The following is a 13374-nucleotide window of genomic DNA, read 5'->3' as shown; positions in this document are numbered from 1 at the left end:
CAGGTTACGGTACGCATGGAGGCTTAAACCAAGCTGAATCCATCACCCCTCCACCAGCCAGGTGCTGGCCATGCGGATGTCGCTGTCGAGCAGGCTGCCACTCCAGCGCCGCAACGCCAGCACACTCATGACGAAGTCATAGCGTGACTTGAGCAGGTCGCGGCGCGCACGGTACTCCGCCTCCACCGTATCGAGCACCTGTACCGCATCGATCACGCCATAGCCCAATGCGCGTTCAGCCGCCTCGCGGGCCTTCTGCGCCGAAGCCAGTGCCGGGCGCGCGGCGGCCATGCGCGCCTGGCTCGTGTGCGCGGCATAGAACGCCTCGCGGGTTTCGCGCAGCAACTGACGGCGCGCCGCTTCGTAGTCGTACTCGGCGGCCCGCAGTTGCTCGTGCATCGCCCCGGCCCGCGCGCGGGTGGAGCCACCGCTGTACAGCGGCACCTGCACATTGATGCTGGCCACATAGGTATCGGTGCGCGGGGCAAGGCTGTTTTCATAGCCGATGTCGCTGCGTTGCCCGGTCAGGTTGAGGCTGACCTTGGGCAGGTGCCCGGCACGCGCCTCGCGCGCACCGGCCTGAGCCGCCAGCACCGCGCGCTGGTGCGCCTGCAACGCCGGGTTGTCTGCCAGGGCACGCTGTACCCAGTACTCGCGCGCTTCGGGTGGCAGGTTGAACGGCACCTGCTCGCCGATACGCCGCAGACGTTCGGTCACCGGTCGCCCGATCACCTGCGACAGCGCCTCGCGACTGACCTGCACCTGGTTGGCCGCCGCGATTTCGGCCGACGCCAGGGCATCGACCCGCGCACGGGCGTCCAGCACGTCGGTCACCTTGACCATCTGCTTGTCGAACAAGGCTTGCACACGGTCCAGGTTGAGGCGTGTGGCACGCTGCTCGGCCTGCGCCAGTGCCAGCGCATCCTCGGCCGCCAGTACCGCGAAGTACCGCTCCACCAGCTCAAGGCCCGCCGCCTCACGGGTGTCGCGGCTTTGCGCATCCTGCACCGCGCTGAGCGCCGCAAAACGCTTGTAGCTGTGCCACAGCTCAGGGTTGTAGAGCACCTGACTGAGGCCGATGGCGTAACGCTCGCCGTTGTAGTTGACCTGCTGCAGCGCCGTCTCGCTGGCGGTGCGATTGAACGCGCCGCTCACGCCGATCTGCGGCAGCATCTGGCCCAGGGCCTCGCGCTCGCTCCAGGCGCTGCTGCGGCTGCGCGCCTGTGCCGCGAGCAGGCGCGGGTCGCTTTCGCGGCTTTCCTGGTAAAGCTGCCACAGGTCTGCCACCGGAGGTTGCGCGCAGGCGTGAAGCGGCCCCCAGAACCCCAGCAGCCAGCAGACGACAAGGTAGGTTGTACGCATGCGGTCAGTCCTCGATCAGTGCACGGGCAAACAGGTTGCCGGCCGGTTGCGTCAGGTAACTGAGCAAGGTGCGCTCGCCCACCTTGAGCAACACCTCCGCCGGCATGCCAGGCACCAGTTGCAAGCGATGGGCCGCCAGGCTGTCGAGCGCGGCCTCGGTCAGTTCGACCTGGCCCAGGTAGTACGCAGCGCCGGTGTTCTCGTTGACCAGCCGATCCGCCGACACCCGGCTCAGGCGCCCGGCCATGACCGGTGTGCTGGCACTGCTGAACGCGCTGAAGCGGATGTCGACCGGGTTGCCGGGCATCACGCGGTCGATGTCCGTGGTCGATATCTGCACCTCGACCACCAGCGCCTCGCGCTCGGGCACGATGTCCATCAGCGCCATGCCCGGGGTAATCACCCCGCCGACCGTGTGCACACGCAGGCCCAGCACGATACCCGCGTCCGGCGCCCGCACGAGCGTGCGTTGTGCCCGCTCGTCCACGGCGGCCAGACGCTCCCGCAGGTCGAACGCACGCGGGCCCAGCTCGGCCAGTTGATCGGCCACCTGCCGGGCGAACTGGGTGTCCAGCTGCAGCACCCGCAGCTCGGTTTCGCTGGCCTCCAGGCGGCTCTGTGCGATCGAAGCCTGCAACTCGGCAATCTCGCCGCGCAGCCGCGCCAGGCTGCGCTCCTGTTCACGCAGACGCTGGCGGTCAACGAAGCCTTCGCGCAACAGCTCGCGCAAGTCGGCAATCTCTTCGGTGTAGGACGCCGCCAGCGCACGCTTGCCGGCAATCAGCGTCTCGAACCCCCGCACCTGTGCCTGCAGTTGCAGAACGCGCTTGTGCAGCACGCCGGCCTCGCCTTCGCGGGCAGCACGCCGCGCCTGAAACACCCGCGCCTCCATGACGCGTGCTTCGCGCAAGCGTTCATCGTCACCTGCACCATCGCTGGCAGGCAACGCGGACAGGCCATCGCGCTCGGCCGCCAGGCGTGCCTGCATGGCCTGCACGGCCGCCAGTTGGCTGCGCAGCATTTCGCGCTCGGCCGAGGTACGCGAGTCATTCAGGGTAATCAGTACATCCCCCGCCTTGACCCGGTCGCCATCACGTACGTGCAGCGTGCTGACAATGCCGCCTTCCAGGTGCTGCACGGTCTTGCGCGAATGCTGGACGGTAATCACCCCGGGCGCCAGCGAGGCACTGTCCAGCGGAGCAAAGGCCGCCCAGGCGCCACACACGCCAAAGGTCAACAGAACAATGGCGCAGCCGATCCAGCGCTCACGGCCGTCCGTCACCTGCAGCGTGGCGTTCATTGCGCCACCTCCAGCGGACGTGGCCCCTGCAAGGCCCGCAGTACGGCATCGCGCGCGCCGTACAAGGCCAGTGTGCCGTCACGCAGCAGCAACAGGCTGTCCACATGCGCCAGCACGCCATTGCGATGGGTGATGACGAACACACTGCTGCCACCTGCCTTGAGCGCATCCAACGCCTGCAGCAGGGCCTGCTCGCCTTCCTCGTCGAGGTTGGCGTTGGGCTCGTCGAGCACCACCAGGCGCGGCCGTCCGTAGAGTGCCCGGGCCAGGCCGACGCGCTGGCGCTGACCGCCCGACAGCACCCCGCCGCTGGCCCCCAGTTGCGTGTCGTAGCCGTCTGGCAAACGCAGGATCAGCTCATGCACCCCCGCCATCTGCGCGGCAGCGATCACCGCCTGCGGGTCGACCTCGGCAAAGCGTGCAATGTTCTCGCTGATGCTGCCGTCGAACAGTTCTATATCCTGTGGCAGATAACCTACATGCTGGCCAAGCTCGGCACGCGCCCAACTGCCGATCTCGGCACCGTCCAGGCGCACCGTGCCGCAGGTCGCCGGCCAGATGCCCAGCAGCGCACGGGCCAGGCTCGACTTGCCGGCGCCACTGGCACCAATCACGCCCACCACTGTACCCGCCGGCACCTGCACGCTCAGGTCGCGCAACACTGCCTGGGTCGCGCCGGGCGGCACCAGCGTCAGGCCTTCGAGGCTGATCTGGCCACTGGGCGCCGGCAATGGCATGCGCGCCGGTTGCGGCGGATTGTGCTCCAGTACCTCGCTCAGCCGCGCGTACTGAAGGCGTGCCCCGGAGAAACCGCGCCAGGCGCCGATCATCAGGTCGATCGGGGCCAGCGCCCGCCCCAGCAGGATGGAACCTGCAATCATCAACCCCGGGCTGATTTCCTGGCGCAGCACCAACCACGCCCCCAGCGCAAGAATCAGCGACTGCACCAGCATGCGCACGGTTTTCGACACCCCGGCGATTGCCCCCGCCCGATCGCTGGCCACCTGCTGGGCCAGCAACACCTGATGATTGCGCGACAGCCAGCGCTGGCGCAGACGCTCCAGCATGCCCATGGCACACACCACTTCGGCATTGCGCAGGCTCTTGCCGACGAAGGTGCTGGCGTGCAGGTTGTCCTGGCTGGCGTGCTTGAGGGGCTCGCGGGTCAGTTGCTCGTTGAGCCACGCCAGCATCACCAGCACGACTGCGCACGCCACGCCGAACCAGCCGAACCAGGGGTGAAACAGAAACATCACGCCAATGTAGAGGGGTATCCAGGGCGCATCGAAGAACGCGAACAGGCCATTGCCGGTCAGAAACTGGCGCAACCCGGCCAGATCCTGCAAGGGTTGCCCACTGGCGTGGTGACCGCTGCTGTACAGCGCCTGGTCAAACCCTGCGTTGAACAGTTGCGGCCCCAGCAGCGTATCCAGCCGCGTGCTGACCCGCACCAGAATCCGCGCCCGTACCCACTCCAGCGCGCCCATGGTCGCGAGCAGCACGACCAGTATCAGGGTCAACATCAGCAAGGTGGCGTAATTGCCCGAGGCCAGCACCCGGTCGTAGACCTGCAGCATGTAGAACGAGGGGGCCAGCATCAGGAAATTCACGAACAGGCTGAAGCCTGCCACCGACGCAAAACTGCGCTTGCACGCGAGCAGCGCGTGCTCAAGGGCAGGGAGAGGGACTGAGGTCATGGGTACGGGCCGGCGCAATTGAAGGTACGAACAGCCTCAGCGCACCGGTTGGCGGGGCAGACGCCACGCGACAGGGCAATCAGCCATCACGCAGGTACGGTACGTGAACAATCTGAATCCAACCTTAATCGGACATGCGCTTGGCACAAGGCTGGATAAATCCTGCCGCACACGCCATGCTGCCCGCCTTCGAGGCGCCCCCGGCGGTGCGCCGCCCGCTCTGTGAAGGACCTTTGCCATGCCGACGCTCACCCACCACGAAGTCGAGTTCATCGACGGTATCCTGCTCCAGTATGGCGATGACCATTCGGTGCTCAATGCCTCAGAGCTCGACGGTTACCTGACCGCGCTGGTGTCCGGCCCCGCGCCGGTGGCTATCGACGCGTGGTTCCCGGGGATCTTCGGTGGCCAGCAGCCTGAGTGGGAAAGCCCTGCACAGTGCAAGCCGTTCATCGAACTGACCACGCGCCACCTGAACAGCCTGGCCGAGCAGATCTCGCCGCGCTTTGAAGAGACCGAGCATAACGGCCAGCCACTGACGCTGGCCGAAGAGTGGTGCTTTGGCTACCTGCGCGGCGTGGGCCTGGCCGACTGGCCGGCGTTGCCGGCGGCGCAGCAGGTGGCGCTGGACGTGATTGCGACCTGTGCCGAGCAGGACAACTTCGAGCTGCCGGTCGACCTGGATGTGGTGCTGCACCGCCAGCGTGTGGCGGCGATCGAGCCGGCAGCGCGGGCGTTGCTGGCGTACTGGGCCACTCAGCGCTGACAGCGGGTCTGCGCATGCTCAACCACCCCACCTCGATCACCACCGCATTCCCTCGCCACCTGGCAACTGAGGTCGAGTCACTGGCGCGCACCCTGAACCTGCCCAACGCCGACCAGGGCATCGCCGTCAGCCTGGGCGGCGAACAGCTGGTCATTCCTTACCGACTGCACCTGCCCGCCAGCAGCGACGCCGCACTGCCACCGCTGCAGCGCCTGCTCCACGCCTGCCTGCTCACCCGCCATCCCGACGGCCACGTGCGCCAGCACGCCCTGCAGCAGATCATCAAGGTGCAACAACCCTGGGTCGTGCCCTTCGTGTTCCAGCTGTGCGGCGAGTACGTGATCGAGCTGCTGGAGGTGTGCGAAGCTCATGTGCCTGCACTCGACCCGCAGCTCTACGGGGATTTCTTCAGGGCCAACCCCGCCTACTTCAACACCACCCGCGCCCGCATGATCAGCTACTGGGACTGCTACCACCGCACCCGGCATCCGACCCTGCGCGGCTATGTGGGCGGCCGGCTGTGGCGCGCCTTTGCCGACATCAGCGCAGGCTATTCCCTGCAGCTGGGCGAGCCCCCCCAACGCATGTGGCGGATGCAGAAGTAGCGGTCCTTCTTCAGGGTCACCGGGGCGATGGCGCAGGGCAGTACCGCCGGGTTGATCTCGATCGACAGCTCGCTGCCCGACGGGCGGGTGTCGTCGAACGTCATGCTGCAGCGTCCGTCCTGCTGGGGGTTGCGTGCCAGGCCCAGGGTAGGAATGGGCTTGCCATCCAGTTTCACCACCAGGGGGTTGAGCGCAGGCGAGGTGCAGGCCTTGAGGTCCGGGTGCCTCAGCGTGATGATTACCGGATAGTCACCGCCACTCCAGTGATGGAACAGCGGGATGAAAAACACCGACTGGTAGGTGGACTCTGCGAGGGTCTCCACTTTCAGGCTCAGCGGGCTGGCGTTGCAGCTTGCGTCCAGCGTGGCACCGAAACGCAGGCTGGGATCGCTGTGATCCTGCCAGCCACCCGGGCGATCGACCGTCCAGTCGTGGCCCCATTTGTATTCGGTGCAGCCACCGAGGCAAAGCAGCGCAGACAAGATCACAGCAGTCCGATGCACGTAGAGACCTTCCTTGGGGGAGTCGGGTTTGTGGTGAGGGGCTGGCCTCTTCGCCAGCAACGCTGGCGCCTACAGTAGCGCAATTCGCTAGCCCCTGCGAAAACTCCCCGGCGTCACCCCCACCACTTTCTTGAACGCCCGCGTCATGTGGCTCTGGTCGAAGAAGCCACAGCGCAATGACGCCTCGGCAATGCTTACGCCCTCACGCAGCAACTGCTGCACATGCGCCACGCGCCGCTGGATCTGGTAGCTGTGCGGCGACACCCCCACGCTCTTCTTGAACACACGGATCATGTACAACGGGTCCAGGTCTACCTGTCGCGCCAGCTCGTGCAAGGCAATGGTCTGGTCGAACGCGTCTTCCAGCGTATGCCGGATGCGCCGCACCACCTCACGCTCAGTCGCAAGCTGCGCCGGCTGTGGCCCACCGCAGCGCGCAAGCAACTCGCTCACCAGGTGCAGCAGAATGCTCTCGCGCTCCAGGCTCGAACACGACTGCTCGATGGCCTGGTGCTGCTGCACGAACGCCTGGGCAAACACCGGGTCATGGGTCAACGCCTGCCTGAACAGATGGATGTGCCCACTGGCCACACGCCCGCCCAATACCGCGCCGTTGAGCCAGTGCGGGTCGAGGTAGAGCATGCGGTAGCGCCAACCCTCGGGGCCGCCTGGCAGGCCGTCGTGCATCTCTCCCGGCGTCAGGGTGACGATGCTGCCCGCCGTGCCCAGGTGCTGGGCACCGCGGTAGAACAGCTTTTCCACGCCGGCGCTGATCACCCCGACCGCGTAGCGCTCGTGCGAATGCCGGCCGAAGGCACGCGTGCTGTAACGCGCCGCCAGCAGTTCGCAATCGCCCTCGGGGATGCGCCAGAAGCGCGAAAAATCCTGTTCCATGGCCTGTCCAGTTTTGTGCAATACGCTCGAACCGCGCGCGGCTAAGTTAGCCCTCTTTCAACCACTGGAACAGAGGGTGTCATGCAGGAATTGAAGGGGGTCACCCTGTCGAGCAACAGGGCCGTGCTGGAACTGACCATCGGTGGGCTGATGCTGAGCCTGTCGGCGCTGGCGGTGGCGTTCGCCAACATCGGCGCGGGAGGCGCAGGCTTCTACCGGATGCTGATCGCCTCGGTACTGTTCTACCTGCTGCTCAAGGTACGCAAGGTACCCGCCAGCCTGGCCCACCCCAAGGCCCGGCGCTACACCGCGCTGGCCGGGGTGTTCCTGGCCATCGACCTGATCCTGTGGCACCACAGCATCTACATCGTGGGCCCCGGCATCGGCTCGATCCTGACCAACTGCCAGGTGTTCTTCATGACCCTGCTCGGGTTCTGTCTGCTCAAGGAAAAACCCTCGATGTACTTCGTGGCATCGATCAGCCTGGCCTTCGTCGGCCTGTACCTGTTGCTGTTGCCGGAGATGGGCAGCGCGCTCGGTATCCAGGGCGTGATCTATGGCGTGCTGTCGGGGCTGGCCTATGCGGTGTGCGTGTACTACCTGAAGGTCACCACCCAGCTGCCACAGGCCGGTGGCGACAAGATCGCGCAGATGCTGCACCTGAGCCTGTGGGCCGCGGGGGTGATGCTGGGGTACGCACTGCTGCGCGGTGAAAGCCTGGCCATCAACGACCAGCAGACCCTGTACATGCTGGTGATCTACGGCGTGCTGGTGCAGTTCGTCGGCTGGCTGATGGTCAACCGTTCGATCGGTGCGATCAGCCTGGGCCTGGCCGGCCTGATCCTGCTGCTGGAGCCGGTGATCACCTACTTCATCGACGTGGCGTTCCTGGGCAAGGCCAGTTCCGCACTGCAGATCACGGGCGCGCTGGTGACGGTGGTGGCGGTGTACATTGGGTCGATAAAGCCCCCGCACAAGGCGCCGCCGCTGGGCGAGGCTGCCTGAGCCGGTGCTTGCGCAACTGCTGCTTGAGGGTGCGGATGGGCGGTGCGTACAGGAAGCCGAACGATACGCTGTGCCGGCGCCCCTTGACCGCGTGGTGCATCAGGTGCGCCTGGTACAGCCTGCGCAGGTAGGGGTGGTGCGGCCTGGGCCGCACCGGCCAGTGGCGGTGCACGATACCGTCGTGCACCACCACATAGATCACGCCGAAGGCCGCCACCCCGGCGCCCACCCACTGCAGCGGGTCGTGGCCGGCATTGCCCAGCACGATCAGGGTGATCGCGGCCAGGGCCAGGATCACCAGGTAGATATCGTTGGTTTCCACCGCGCCCAGCTGGGCTTCATGGTGCGAGCGGTGCACAAACCAGCCCCAGCCGTGCATCACATACCGGTGCGCCAGGTAGCCGACACCTTCCATGGCGACCAGGGTGCAGAGAAATATCGCGAAGTGGGCAATCATCGGCGGTACGGGGCTGAGAAATGAAGGCGTCAGGGTATGTGATCGGCGCCTGCCGGTCCATGCCCTGCGTCGGCCTTCATGCAGGCGGTCTCACGGCGCCTGCAAGGCCTCCAGCTCGTCGGCCCGCTGCGAGGTCATGCGCAAGCGGCAGCCAGCGCCGTTGAGCATGTCCATGCTGCCGCCGGTCAGCGTGTAGTAAAAGTCGCAGTTGCTGTCGATGTACTTGATCCATATCCGCTGGGTATCCCTCAGCTTGCCCTTCTGCAGCGGCCCCAGCGCCCCCATGGCCTTCTTGTAGGCCTGATTGAGGCGTTTGTCCTCGCGGGCGATCTCGGCGTTGTTGCATTCATTCATGCTCACCGTGGTGTTGGCGGTGTCCAGACAGGCCTTGTACGCCGCCGATTCCCTGGCCTGCGCAAACGGCGCAGCCGCCAGCAGCGACAACAGCGTCACACTCATCATTCGCTTGATCATCCTGCCTTCCCTCTTGATGTATTCACCCCTGCATGATGGAGGCGGCCTTACGGCAACTGCAACGCCTCCAACTCATCCGCGCGCGCCGTGGTCATGCTCAACCGGCACCCGCCGCCCGCGAACATATCCCCGCTGGTACCTGTAAGGCTGTAGTACAGATCGCAATTGCTGTCGCGATAAGTCACCCATAGCCGCTGGGCATCACTCAACTTGCCCTGCTGCACGGCACCCAGCGCCCCCATGGCCCTGGCATACGCCTGGTTCAGGCGCAGGTCCTGGCGCGCGATCTCTTCGTTGTTGCATTCGATCACGCCCGGCGTGGTCTGTGCCGTGTCCATGCACGCGGCAAACGCCGCCGACTCGTTGTCCTGCGCCAGCGCCCAGGGCGCAACCGCCAGCACGGCAAGGGCCATCATTCGCTTGATCATCACTGCATCCTTTCTGTAGTCAACGGCGATTGGCTCACCAGGGGTGGGTACGCTCGATCACATAGCCGTGCTCGGGGAACGCGGTGAACAGGATCACTGCCAGTACCACCAGCAACAGCAGCCAGTCGATGATGCGCAGGCGCGGCAGCTGGCGCACCTCACGCCGGTCGCGGCAGTGCAGCGCCTGCCCCAGGGTCATCAGCACGAACGCACCGATCCACAGGTAGTAACCCACGCCGCGGGCCGTCAGTTGTACAAACGCATAGGACTGGGGCGTGTTGTCCGGCACCGTGCCCACCAGCAGGAACGACAGCCCCAGCAACAGCGCCAGCACCGACAGGCCCAGGGCTACCCGTGGGAACCAGCGATGGGTCAGCAACGCCAGGCCGAACAGCGGGTTGGCGAACCAGCCGTAGATCTGGAACGGAATGCCCCACAGGCCGAACACCAGCAGCCACACCGAACTCATGCGCCCGCCGTTGTCGGTGAAATAGGCACTGAAATACAGGCACGACACGAACAGCAGCAGGCTGAACGTCAGGTAATTACGTTTCACTGAACAACATCCAGGGGTCAGATTGCATTGGCGGGAATCGGCGGTGGTAGGTGCGGCCGGTCGCTCCACGCCGTGAACGACAGCGCCGCCGTGGCGTGGATCGCGGCGACCAGCACCCAGGCCAGCCAGCCCTGGCGAGGACCGCCGGGTACCTGGCGGCGGTTGAGGAACTGCCCGGCCACATACACCGCCAGCGCCCCCACCCACACGTAGTAACCGACCAGAAACCGCGGCAGGCCGTCGGCCTGCACCGGCAGCATGCGCGACTGGCCCCAGCCGATGACGGGCAACCACTGCGCCGCCAGCAACAGCGCCATGCCCGCCAGCAACAACGACAGCTGCGGCCGGTTGCGGCGCATCATCAGCGCCAGGCAGATCAACGGGTTGGCCAACCAGGCACTGCCACCCAGCCAGCCCAGGGTCAGGGCGTGCATACCGCGCACCATGGTCAGGTCGCCCACCGGCAGCACGTCCAGGTACAGGCTGCCCAGGAACAACGCCAGGCTCAGCACCACGTAGTGACGCTTGAACATCAGCAGCATCTAGTTGACCTCGAATTCACAGTCGTCGCACGCCGGCGCAGGCTCGCCCAGTTCCATGTAGATCGGCCGCGAGGGCGCCACGGTGGCCTTCACGAACGACAGCGGAATGGTCAGCACGATACCTGCCAGCAGTACCCAGTGCAGCCAGCCCACCGGTGCCACACTGTTTTTGGGCTGGTGCCGGTAGCGGTGCTGACCGATGACGAATACCAGCATCGAGGCCAGCCACAGGAAGTACCCGGTGCGTACCTCAGGCCCCAGCGGGCCACGCGGAAGAAGTGCCCAATCGGTCCAGCCCAGCACCAGCGCCATGCTGGTCAGCAGCACTGCCGCCCAGCCCAGCCGGTAAGCGGTCAAGGGATCGCTGCGATGGGTCACGAATGCGCCCAGCAGCAGCGGGTTGGCGAACCACAGCCCACCCGCCAGCCAGCCCATCGACAGCGCGTGCATGCCACGCAATACCGAGTCGGCCCCCCAGCCACAGGCTTCCGGGTACAGGCACACAAGAAACAGCAACAAGCTCAGCGAGCGATAATCCAGGCGCACCAGTCAGTCCATTTGGCCGGGTAGAAAGCGGGGCGCGACGATAGCCCATCGCCTCCCCCGCTGTCCAAGTGATTCAGCTCGATTCGAGCAGCAGCCCGTACAACGCCGAATCCGACACTTCGCCCGCGATGCACCAGCGCTCGCGCAGCAGGCCTTCGCGCTCGAACCCCATGCGTTCCAGGGTACGCGCCGAGGCGTGGTTGCGCGGGTCGATCTCGGCTTCGAGGCGGCGCATGCCCAGGCCGATGGTCAGGTACTCGACAAACAGCTCCAGCGCCTCGCGCATGTAGCCCTGGCCCTGGGCAGCGCTGGCCAGGCAATAGCCGATCTCGCCGCGCCGCGACTCGGCGTCGATGCTGAAGAACTGGCACATGCCCAGCAGCAGGTCGCTGCCCTGCGGGTAGATGCCCAGCTTCAGGCTGCGCCCGGCCAGGTACGCGGCGCGGTCGGCCAGCAGCGCCACTTCGGCCTCGGCCAGCGTCTGCCAGGGGCCGTGGTGCCAGTAGCGCATCACCTCGGGGTCGGCCATGATCCCCAGCCATTGCTCGGCATCGCTGGCGCGCATCGGGCGCAGTTGCACCCTCGCGCCGTTCAGGCACAGCCCGGTGTCGAAACCTTCTGTCCAGCTCATGACACAAACTCCGGTAGTTGAACTTGCCACCAGACCACCACGACCACCGTCGCCACCAGCAACGCCACCTGGGCCCAGTTGAACTCATAGAGTTCGTGCAGTGCCCGCCACGCCTTGTGCACCACGCCGCTGCCTTCTCCTGAAGGTGGGGTGTAGGGCAGCAGGCCGAGCAGGCCGACGCCAAAATAGCCCACCATCCCCACCACCGCGATCAGTGCATGGGTACCGGCCAGCATCGGGTAGATCGGCAGCGCCAGCATCAGGCGTGGCACGCCGTGGCGCAACAACAGGCGCTCGCCATGCGGGTTGGCCCATGGTGGAATCAGCCACTCGCTCAGGCGCAGGTCCAGCGCCAGCAGGCTGGGCGAGAACCATTGCCACAGGCGCATGAACACGGATGACAGCTGCACCGTCAGCAGCGAGCCGACCACGGCGGCGATCAGCACGTTCTGCAGGCTGTCGAAAAATCCAGGGCCCGCCATCCACAGCAGGATCGCCACCAACATGGTGCTCATCACCCGCAGATAGCTGCGCGGGTGCATTGGCCGCGGGGCCAGCTTGCGCCAGAAATACAGGTCGCGGTGCGGTACCTGGTCGAGCAGCTCGGGGTAACGGTAAAGCAGGTCCTGAGTCAACTGCTCGCAGGCCGTCCAGTCGGCCTCGCTGAAGCCCTGGGCCAGCGCCACCTGCTGCTTGAGTTCAAGCGGGCGCAACAGCAGGTACGCTGCGTTGCCTTCCGGCTTGATGTTCCAGTGCCATTGCTCGGCCAGCGCCTGCTGATGGGCAAACCAGGCGTCACGCTGGCAGCGCTCGTTCAGTGCCTGCCACAGGTAGGCCGGTTTCGGCCCGCCGTTGTCGTCGCTCCAGTTGAAGTACTGGCAGACGTGCTCGAACAGCCCATGGCCCCAGGTATCGTGTTCGTGCAGCAGCTCCAGCAGCATGGCCTGGAACTGCTCGCGGCGGTCGAACGGCTCCAGCCACGCCTGCCCGCCCCAGGTTTGCAGGCATGCATAAACGCCACGCTCGTCACCAGCCACCAACTGCGCCTGCAACTCGCCATGGCAGGCGTGCCACAGGCTGCCCAGCAGTTCGTCGGCCTGGTACGCGGTCATCGGCACCGTCTGCCAGGGCGTGAACCAGCCGCGTGCCTGCACCGCCCAGTGCAGGATGGCCAGGCGCGGTGCATCATCGCTCAGGCAGTACTGCAGCAACTGGTACTCGAAGGCGCTTTCACACCCTTGCGTGCGCGCCTGCTGCCAGCGGCTGTCGAGCTGCGCCGGGACCAGCCCGTCGAGCAGGGCCAGGGCCTGTTGCAACGGGTCCGGCGCGGCCTCGACCAGCGGCTCGGCAAACACTGCAGAGGGTTCGTGCGCAGCCACCGGGGCGATCGGCGCAGGCGCTGCCTCGACCTCCTCGCGTTCCATCTCCCAACGGGTTTGCGCCAGGGCCTGCTCGTAGGCCTCACGCAGGCGCTGGAAACCCTCGGGGTCTTCATCCGGGCGATGCACCTTGAGCAAGCGTGCATACTGGCGACGGATGCTGCGTTCATCAGCGCCGGGCGCCAGGGCCAGCACGCTCCAGCAGTCGTCGATCACATCACTCATTGCC

Annotated in this window: 16 protein-coding genes; 3 read left to right on the top strand and 13 right to left on the bottom strand. The window is 66.0% G+C overall.

Annotated features, from left to right (window positions below; all coding sequences use genetic code 11):
- Positions 1 to 42: 42 nt before the first annotated feature.
- Genes KUO17_RS11345 through KUO17_RS11335 form a run of 3 tightly spaced genes read right to left on the bottom strand, consistent with a single transcriptional unit; the run spans position 43 to position 4359 of the window.
- Positions 43 to 1362, bottom strand: coding sequence for a TolC family protein (locus KUO17_RS11345; RefSeq protein ID WP_217975656.1), 1320 nt, complete (start codon positions 1360 to 1362; stop codon positions 43 to 45).
- 4 nt (positions 1363 to 1366) lie between these two features.
- On the bottom strand, positions 1367 to 2662 hold the full coding sequence (locus tag KUO17_RS11340; protein ID WP_217975655.1) for an HlyD family type I secretion periplasmic adaptor subunit: 1296 nt from the start codon (positions 2660 to 2662) through the stop codon (positions 1367 to 1369).
- Complete coding sequence (locus KUO17_RS11335; protein WP_217975654.1) at positions 2659 to 4359, bottom strand: type I secretion system permease/ATPase; 1701 nt, start codon at positions 4357 to 4359, stop codon at positions 2659 to 2661. The genes KUO17_RS11340 and KUO17_RS11335 overlap by 4 nt, the downstream gene beginning before the upstream one ends.
- A gap of 238 nt (positions 4360 to 4597) precedes the next feature.
- Between KUO17_RS11335 and KUO17_RS11330 the strand changes: the two genes are divergently transcribed.
- Together KUO17_RS11330 and KUO17_RS11325 are read left to right on the top strand one after the other, a co-directional pair.
- Entirely contained in the window at positions 4598 to 5125 is a 528-nt protein-coding gene (locus KUO17_RS11330) for a UPF0149 family protein (protein ID WP_217975653.1), read from the top strand.
- Positions 5126 to 5139: 14 nt separating this feature from the next.
- Complete coding sequence (locus KUO17_RS11325) at positions 5140 to 5730, top strand: hypothetical protein (protein ID WP_217975652.1); 591 nt, start codon at positions 5140 to 5142, stop codon at positions 5728 to 5730.
- Here KUO17_RS11325 and KUO17_RS11320 read toward each other — a convergent pair.
- Positions 5676 to 6212, bottom strand: coding sequence for a hypothetical protein (locus tag KUO17_RS11320; protein WP_217975651.1), 537 nt, complete (start codon positions 6210 to 6212; stop codon positions 5676 to 5678). The two genes, KUO17_RS11325 and KUO17_RS11320, sit on opposite strands and share 55 nt — an antisense overlap.
- Positions 6213 to 6320: 108 nt before the next feature.
- Positions 6321 to 7127, bottom strand: coding sequence for an AraC family transcriptional regulator (locus KUO17_RS11315; protein ID WP_217975650.1), 807 nt, complete (start codon positions 7125 to 7127; stop codon positions 6321 to 6323).
- Positions 7128 to 7208: 81 nt separating this feature from the next.
- Between KUO17_RS11315 and KUO17_RS11310 the strand changes: the two genes are divergently transcribed.
- Positions 7209 to 8132 (top strand): DMT family transporter, encoded by a 924-nt coding sequence (locus KUO17_RS11310; protein ID WP_217975649.1) that lies wholly within the window; start codon positions 7209 to 7211, stop codon positions 8130 to 8132.
- Here the strand turns inward: KUO17_RS11310 and KUO17_RS11305 are convergent.
- The 8 genes from KUO17_RS11305 to KUO17_RS11270 all read right to left on the bottom strand — a co-directional run bounded on the left by KUO17_RS11305 (position 8044) and on the right by KUO17_RS11270 (position 13370).
- On the bottom strand, positions 8044 to 8589 hold the full coding sequence (locus tag KUO17_RS11305) for a sterol desaturase family protein (protein WP_217975648.1): 546 nt from the start codon (positions 8587 to 8589) through the stop codon (positions 8044 to 8046). The genes KUO17_RS11310 and KUO17_RS11305 overlap by 89 nt on opposite strands.
- A gap of 90 nt (positions 8590 to 8679) precedes the next feature.
- Positions 8680 to 9063, bottom strand: coding sequence for a lysozyme inhibitor LprI family protein (locus tag KUO17_RS11300; protein ID WP_255263527.1), 384 nt, complete (start codon positions 9061 to 9063; stop codon positions 8680 to 8682).
- Between the two features lie 47 nt (positions 9064 to 9110).
- On the bottom strand, positions 9111 to 9491 hold the full coding sequence (locus KUO17_RS11295) for a lysozyme inhibitor LprI family protein (RefSeq protein WP_217975647.1): 381 nt from the start codon (positions 9489 to 9491) through the stop codon (positions 9111 to 9113).
- Between the two features lie 34 nt (positions 9492 to 9525).
- Positions 9526 to 10047: a hypothetical protein gene (locus KUO17_RS11290; RefSeq protein ID WP_217975646.1), complete on the bottom strand. Its 522-nt coding sequence runs from the start codon at positions 10045 to 10047 to the stop codon at positions 9526 to 9528.
- 17 nt (positions 10048 to 10064) lie between these two features.
- Entirely contained in the window at positions 10065 to 10589 is a 525-nt protein-coding gene (locus KUO17_RS11285) for a hypothetical protein (RefSeq protein ID WP_217975645.1), read from the bottom strand.
- Positions 10590 to 11135 carry a hypothetical protein gene (locus KUO17_RS11280; protein ID WP_217975644.1) on the bottom strand — a complete coding sequence of 182 codons (546 nt, stop codon included), beginning with the start codon at positions 11133 to 11135 and terminating at the stop codon, positions 10590 to 10592. It abuts the gene before it with no gap.
- Between the two features lie 73 nt (positions 11136 to 11208).
- Entirely contained in the window at positions 11209 to 11766 is a 558-nt protein-coding gene (locus KUO17_RS11275; RefSeq protein WP_217975643.1) for a GNAT family N-acetyltransferase, read from the bottom strand.
- On the bottom strand, positions 11763 to 13370 hold the full coding sequence (locus KUO17_RS11270) for a J domain-containing protein (RefSeq protein ID WP_217975642.1): 1608 nt from the start codon (positions 13368 to 13370) through the stop codon (positions 11763 to 11765). Before KUO17_RS11270 ends, KUO17_RS11275 begins: the two co-directional genes overlap by 4 nt.
- Positions 13371 to 13374: the final 4 nt, after the last annotated feature.

Origin of the sequence: Pseudomonas aegrilactucae (assembly GCF_019168305.1) — a bacterium.
Classification (GTDB): Bacteria; Pseudomonadota; Gammaproteobacteria; order Pseudomonadales; family Pseudomonadaceae; genus Aquipseudomonas; species Aquipseudomonas aegrilactucae.
The sequence above is the reverse complement of the archived record's forward strand: the minus strand, read 5'-3'. Positions and strand labels throughout refer to the sequence as shown.

Bases quoted from the DNA above. Each gene is read 5' to 3' on its own strand.
- KUO17_RS11315 (WP_217975650.1), bottom strand. From the start codon at position 7,127: ATGGAACAGGATTTTTCGCGCTTCTGGCGCATCCCCGAGGGCGATTGC.
- KUO17_RS11345 (WP_217975656.1), bottom strand. From the start codon at position 1,362: ATGCGTACAACCTACCTTGTCGTCTGCTGGCTGCTGGGGTTCTGGGGG.
- KUO17_RS11325 (WP_217975652.1), top strand. From the start codon at position 5,140: ATGCTCAACCACCCCACCTCGATCACCACCGCATTCCCTCGCCACCTG.
- KUO17_RS11330 (WP_217975653.1), top strand. From the start codon at position 4,598: ATGCCGACGCTCACCCACCACGAAGTCGAGTTCATCGACGGTATCCTG.
- KUO17_RS11310 (WP_217975649.1), top strand. From the start codon at position 7,209: ATGCAGGAATTGAAGGGGGTCACCCTGTCGAGCAACAGGGCCGTGCTG.
- KUO17_RS11275 (WP_217975643.1), bottom strand. From the start codon at position 11,766: ATGAGCTGGACAGAAGGTTTCGACACCGGGCTGTGCCTGAACGGCGCG.
- KUO17_RS11335 (WP_217975654.1), bottom strand. From the start codon at position 4,359: ATGACCTCAGTCCCTCTCCCTGCCCTTGAGCACGCGCTGCTCGCGTGC.
- KUO17_RS11295 (WP_217975647.1), bottom strand. From the start codon at position 9,491: ATGATCAAGCGAATGATGGCCCTTGCCGTGCTGGCGGTTGCGCCCTGG.
- KUO17_RS11340 (WP_217975655.1), bottom strand. From the start codon at position 2,662: ATGAACGCCACGCTGCAGGTGACGGACGGCCGTGAGCGCTGGATCGGC.
- KUO17_RS11300 (WP_255263527.1), bottom strand. From the start codon at position 9,063: ATGATCAAGCGAATGATGAGTGTGACGCTGTTGTCGCTGCTGGCGGCT.
- KUO17_RS11305 (WP_217975648.1), bottom strand. From the start codon at position 8,589: ATGATTGCCCACTTCGCGATATTTCTCTGCACCCTGGTCGCCATGGAA.
- KUO17_RS11285 (WP_217975645.1), bottom strand. From the start codon at position 10,589: ATGCTGCTGATGTTCAAGCGTCACTACGTGGTGCTGAGCCTGGCGTTG.
- KUO17_RS11270 (WP_217975642.1), bottom strand. From the start codon at position 13,370: ATGAGTGATGTGATCGACGACTGCTGGAGCGTGCTGGCCCTGGCGCCC.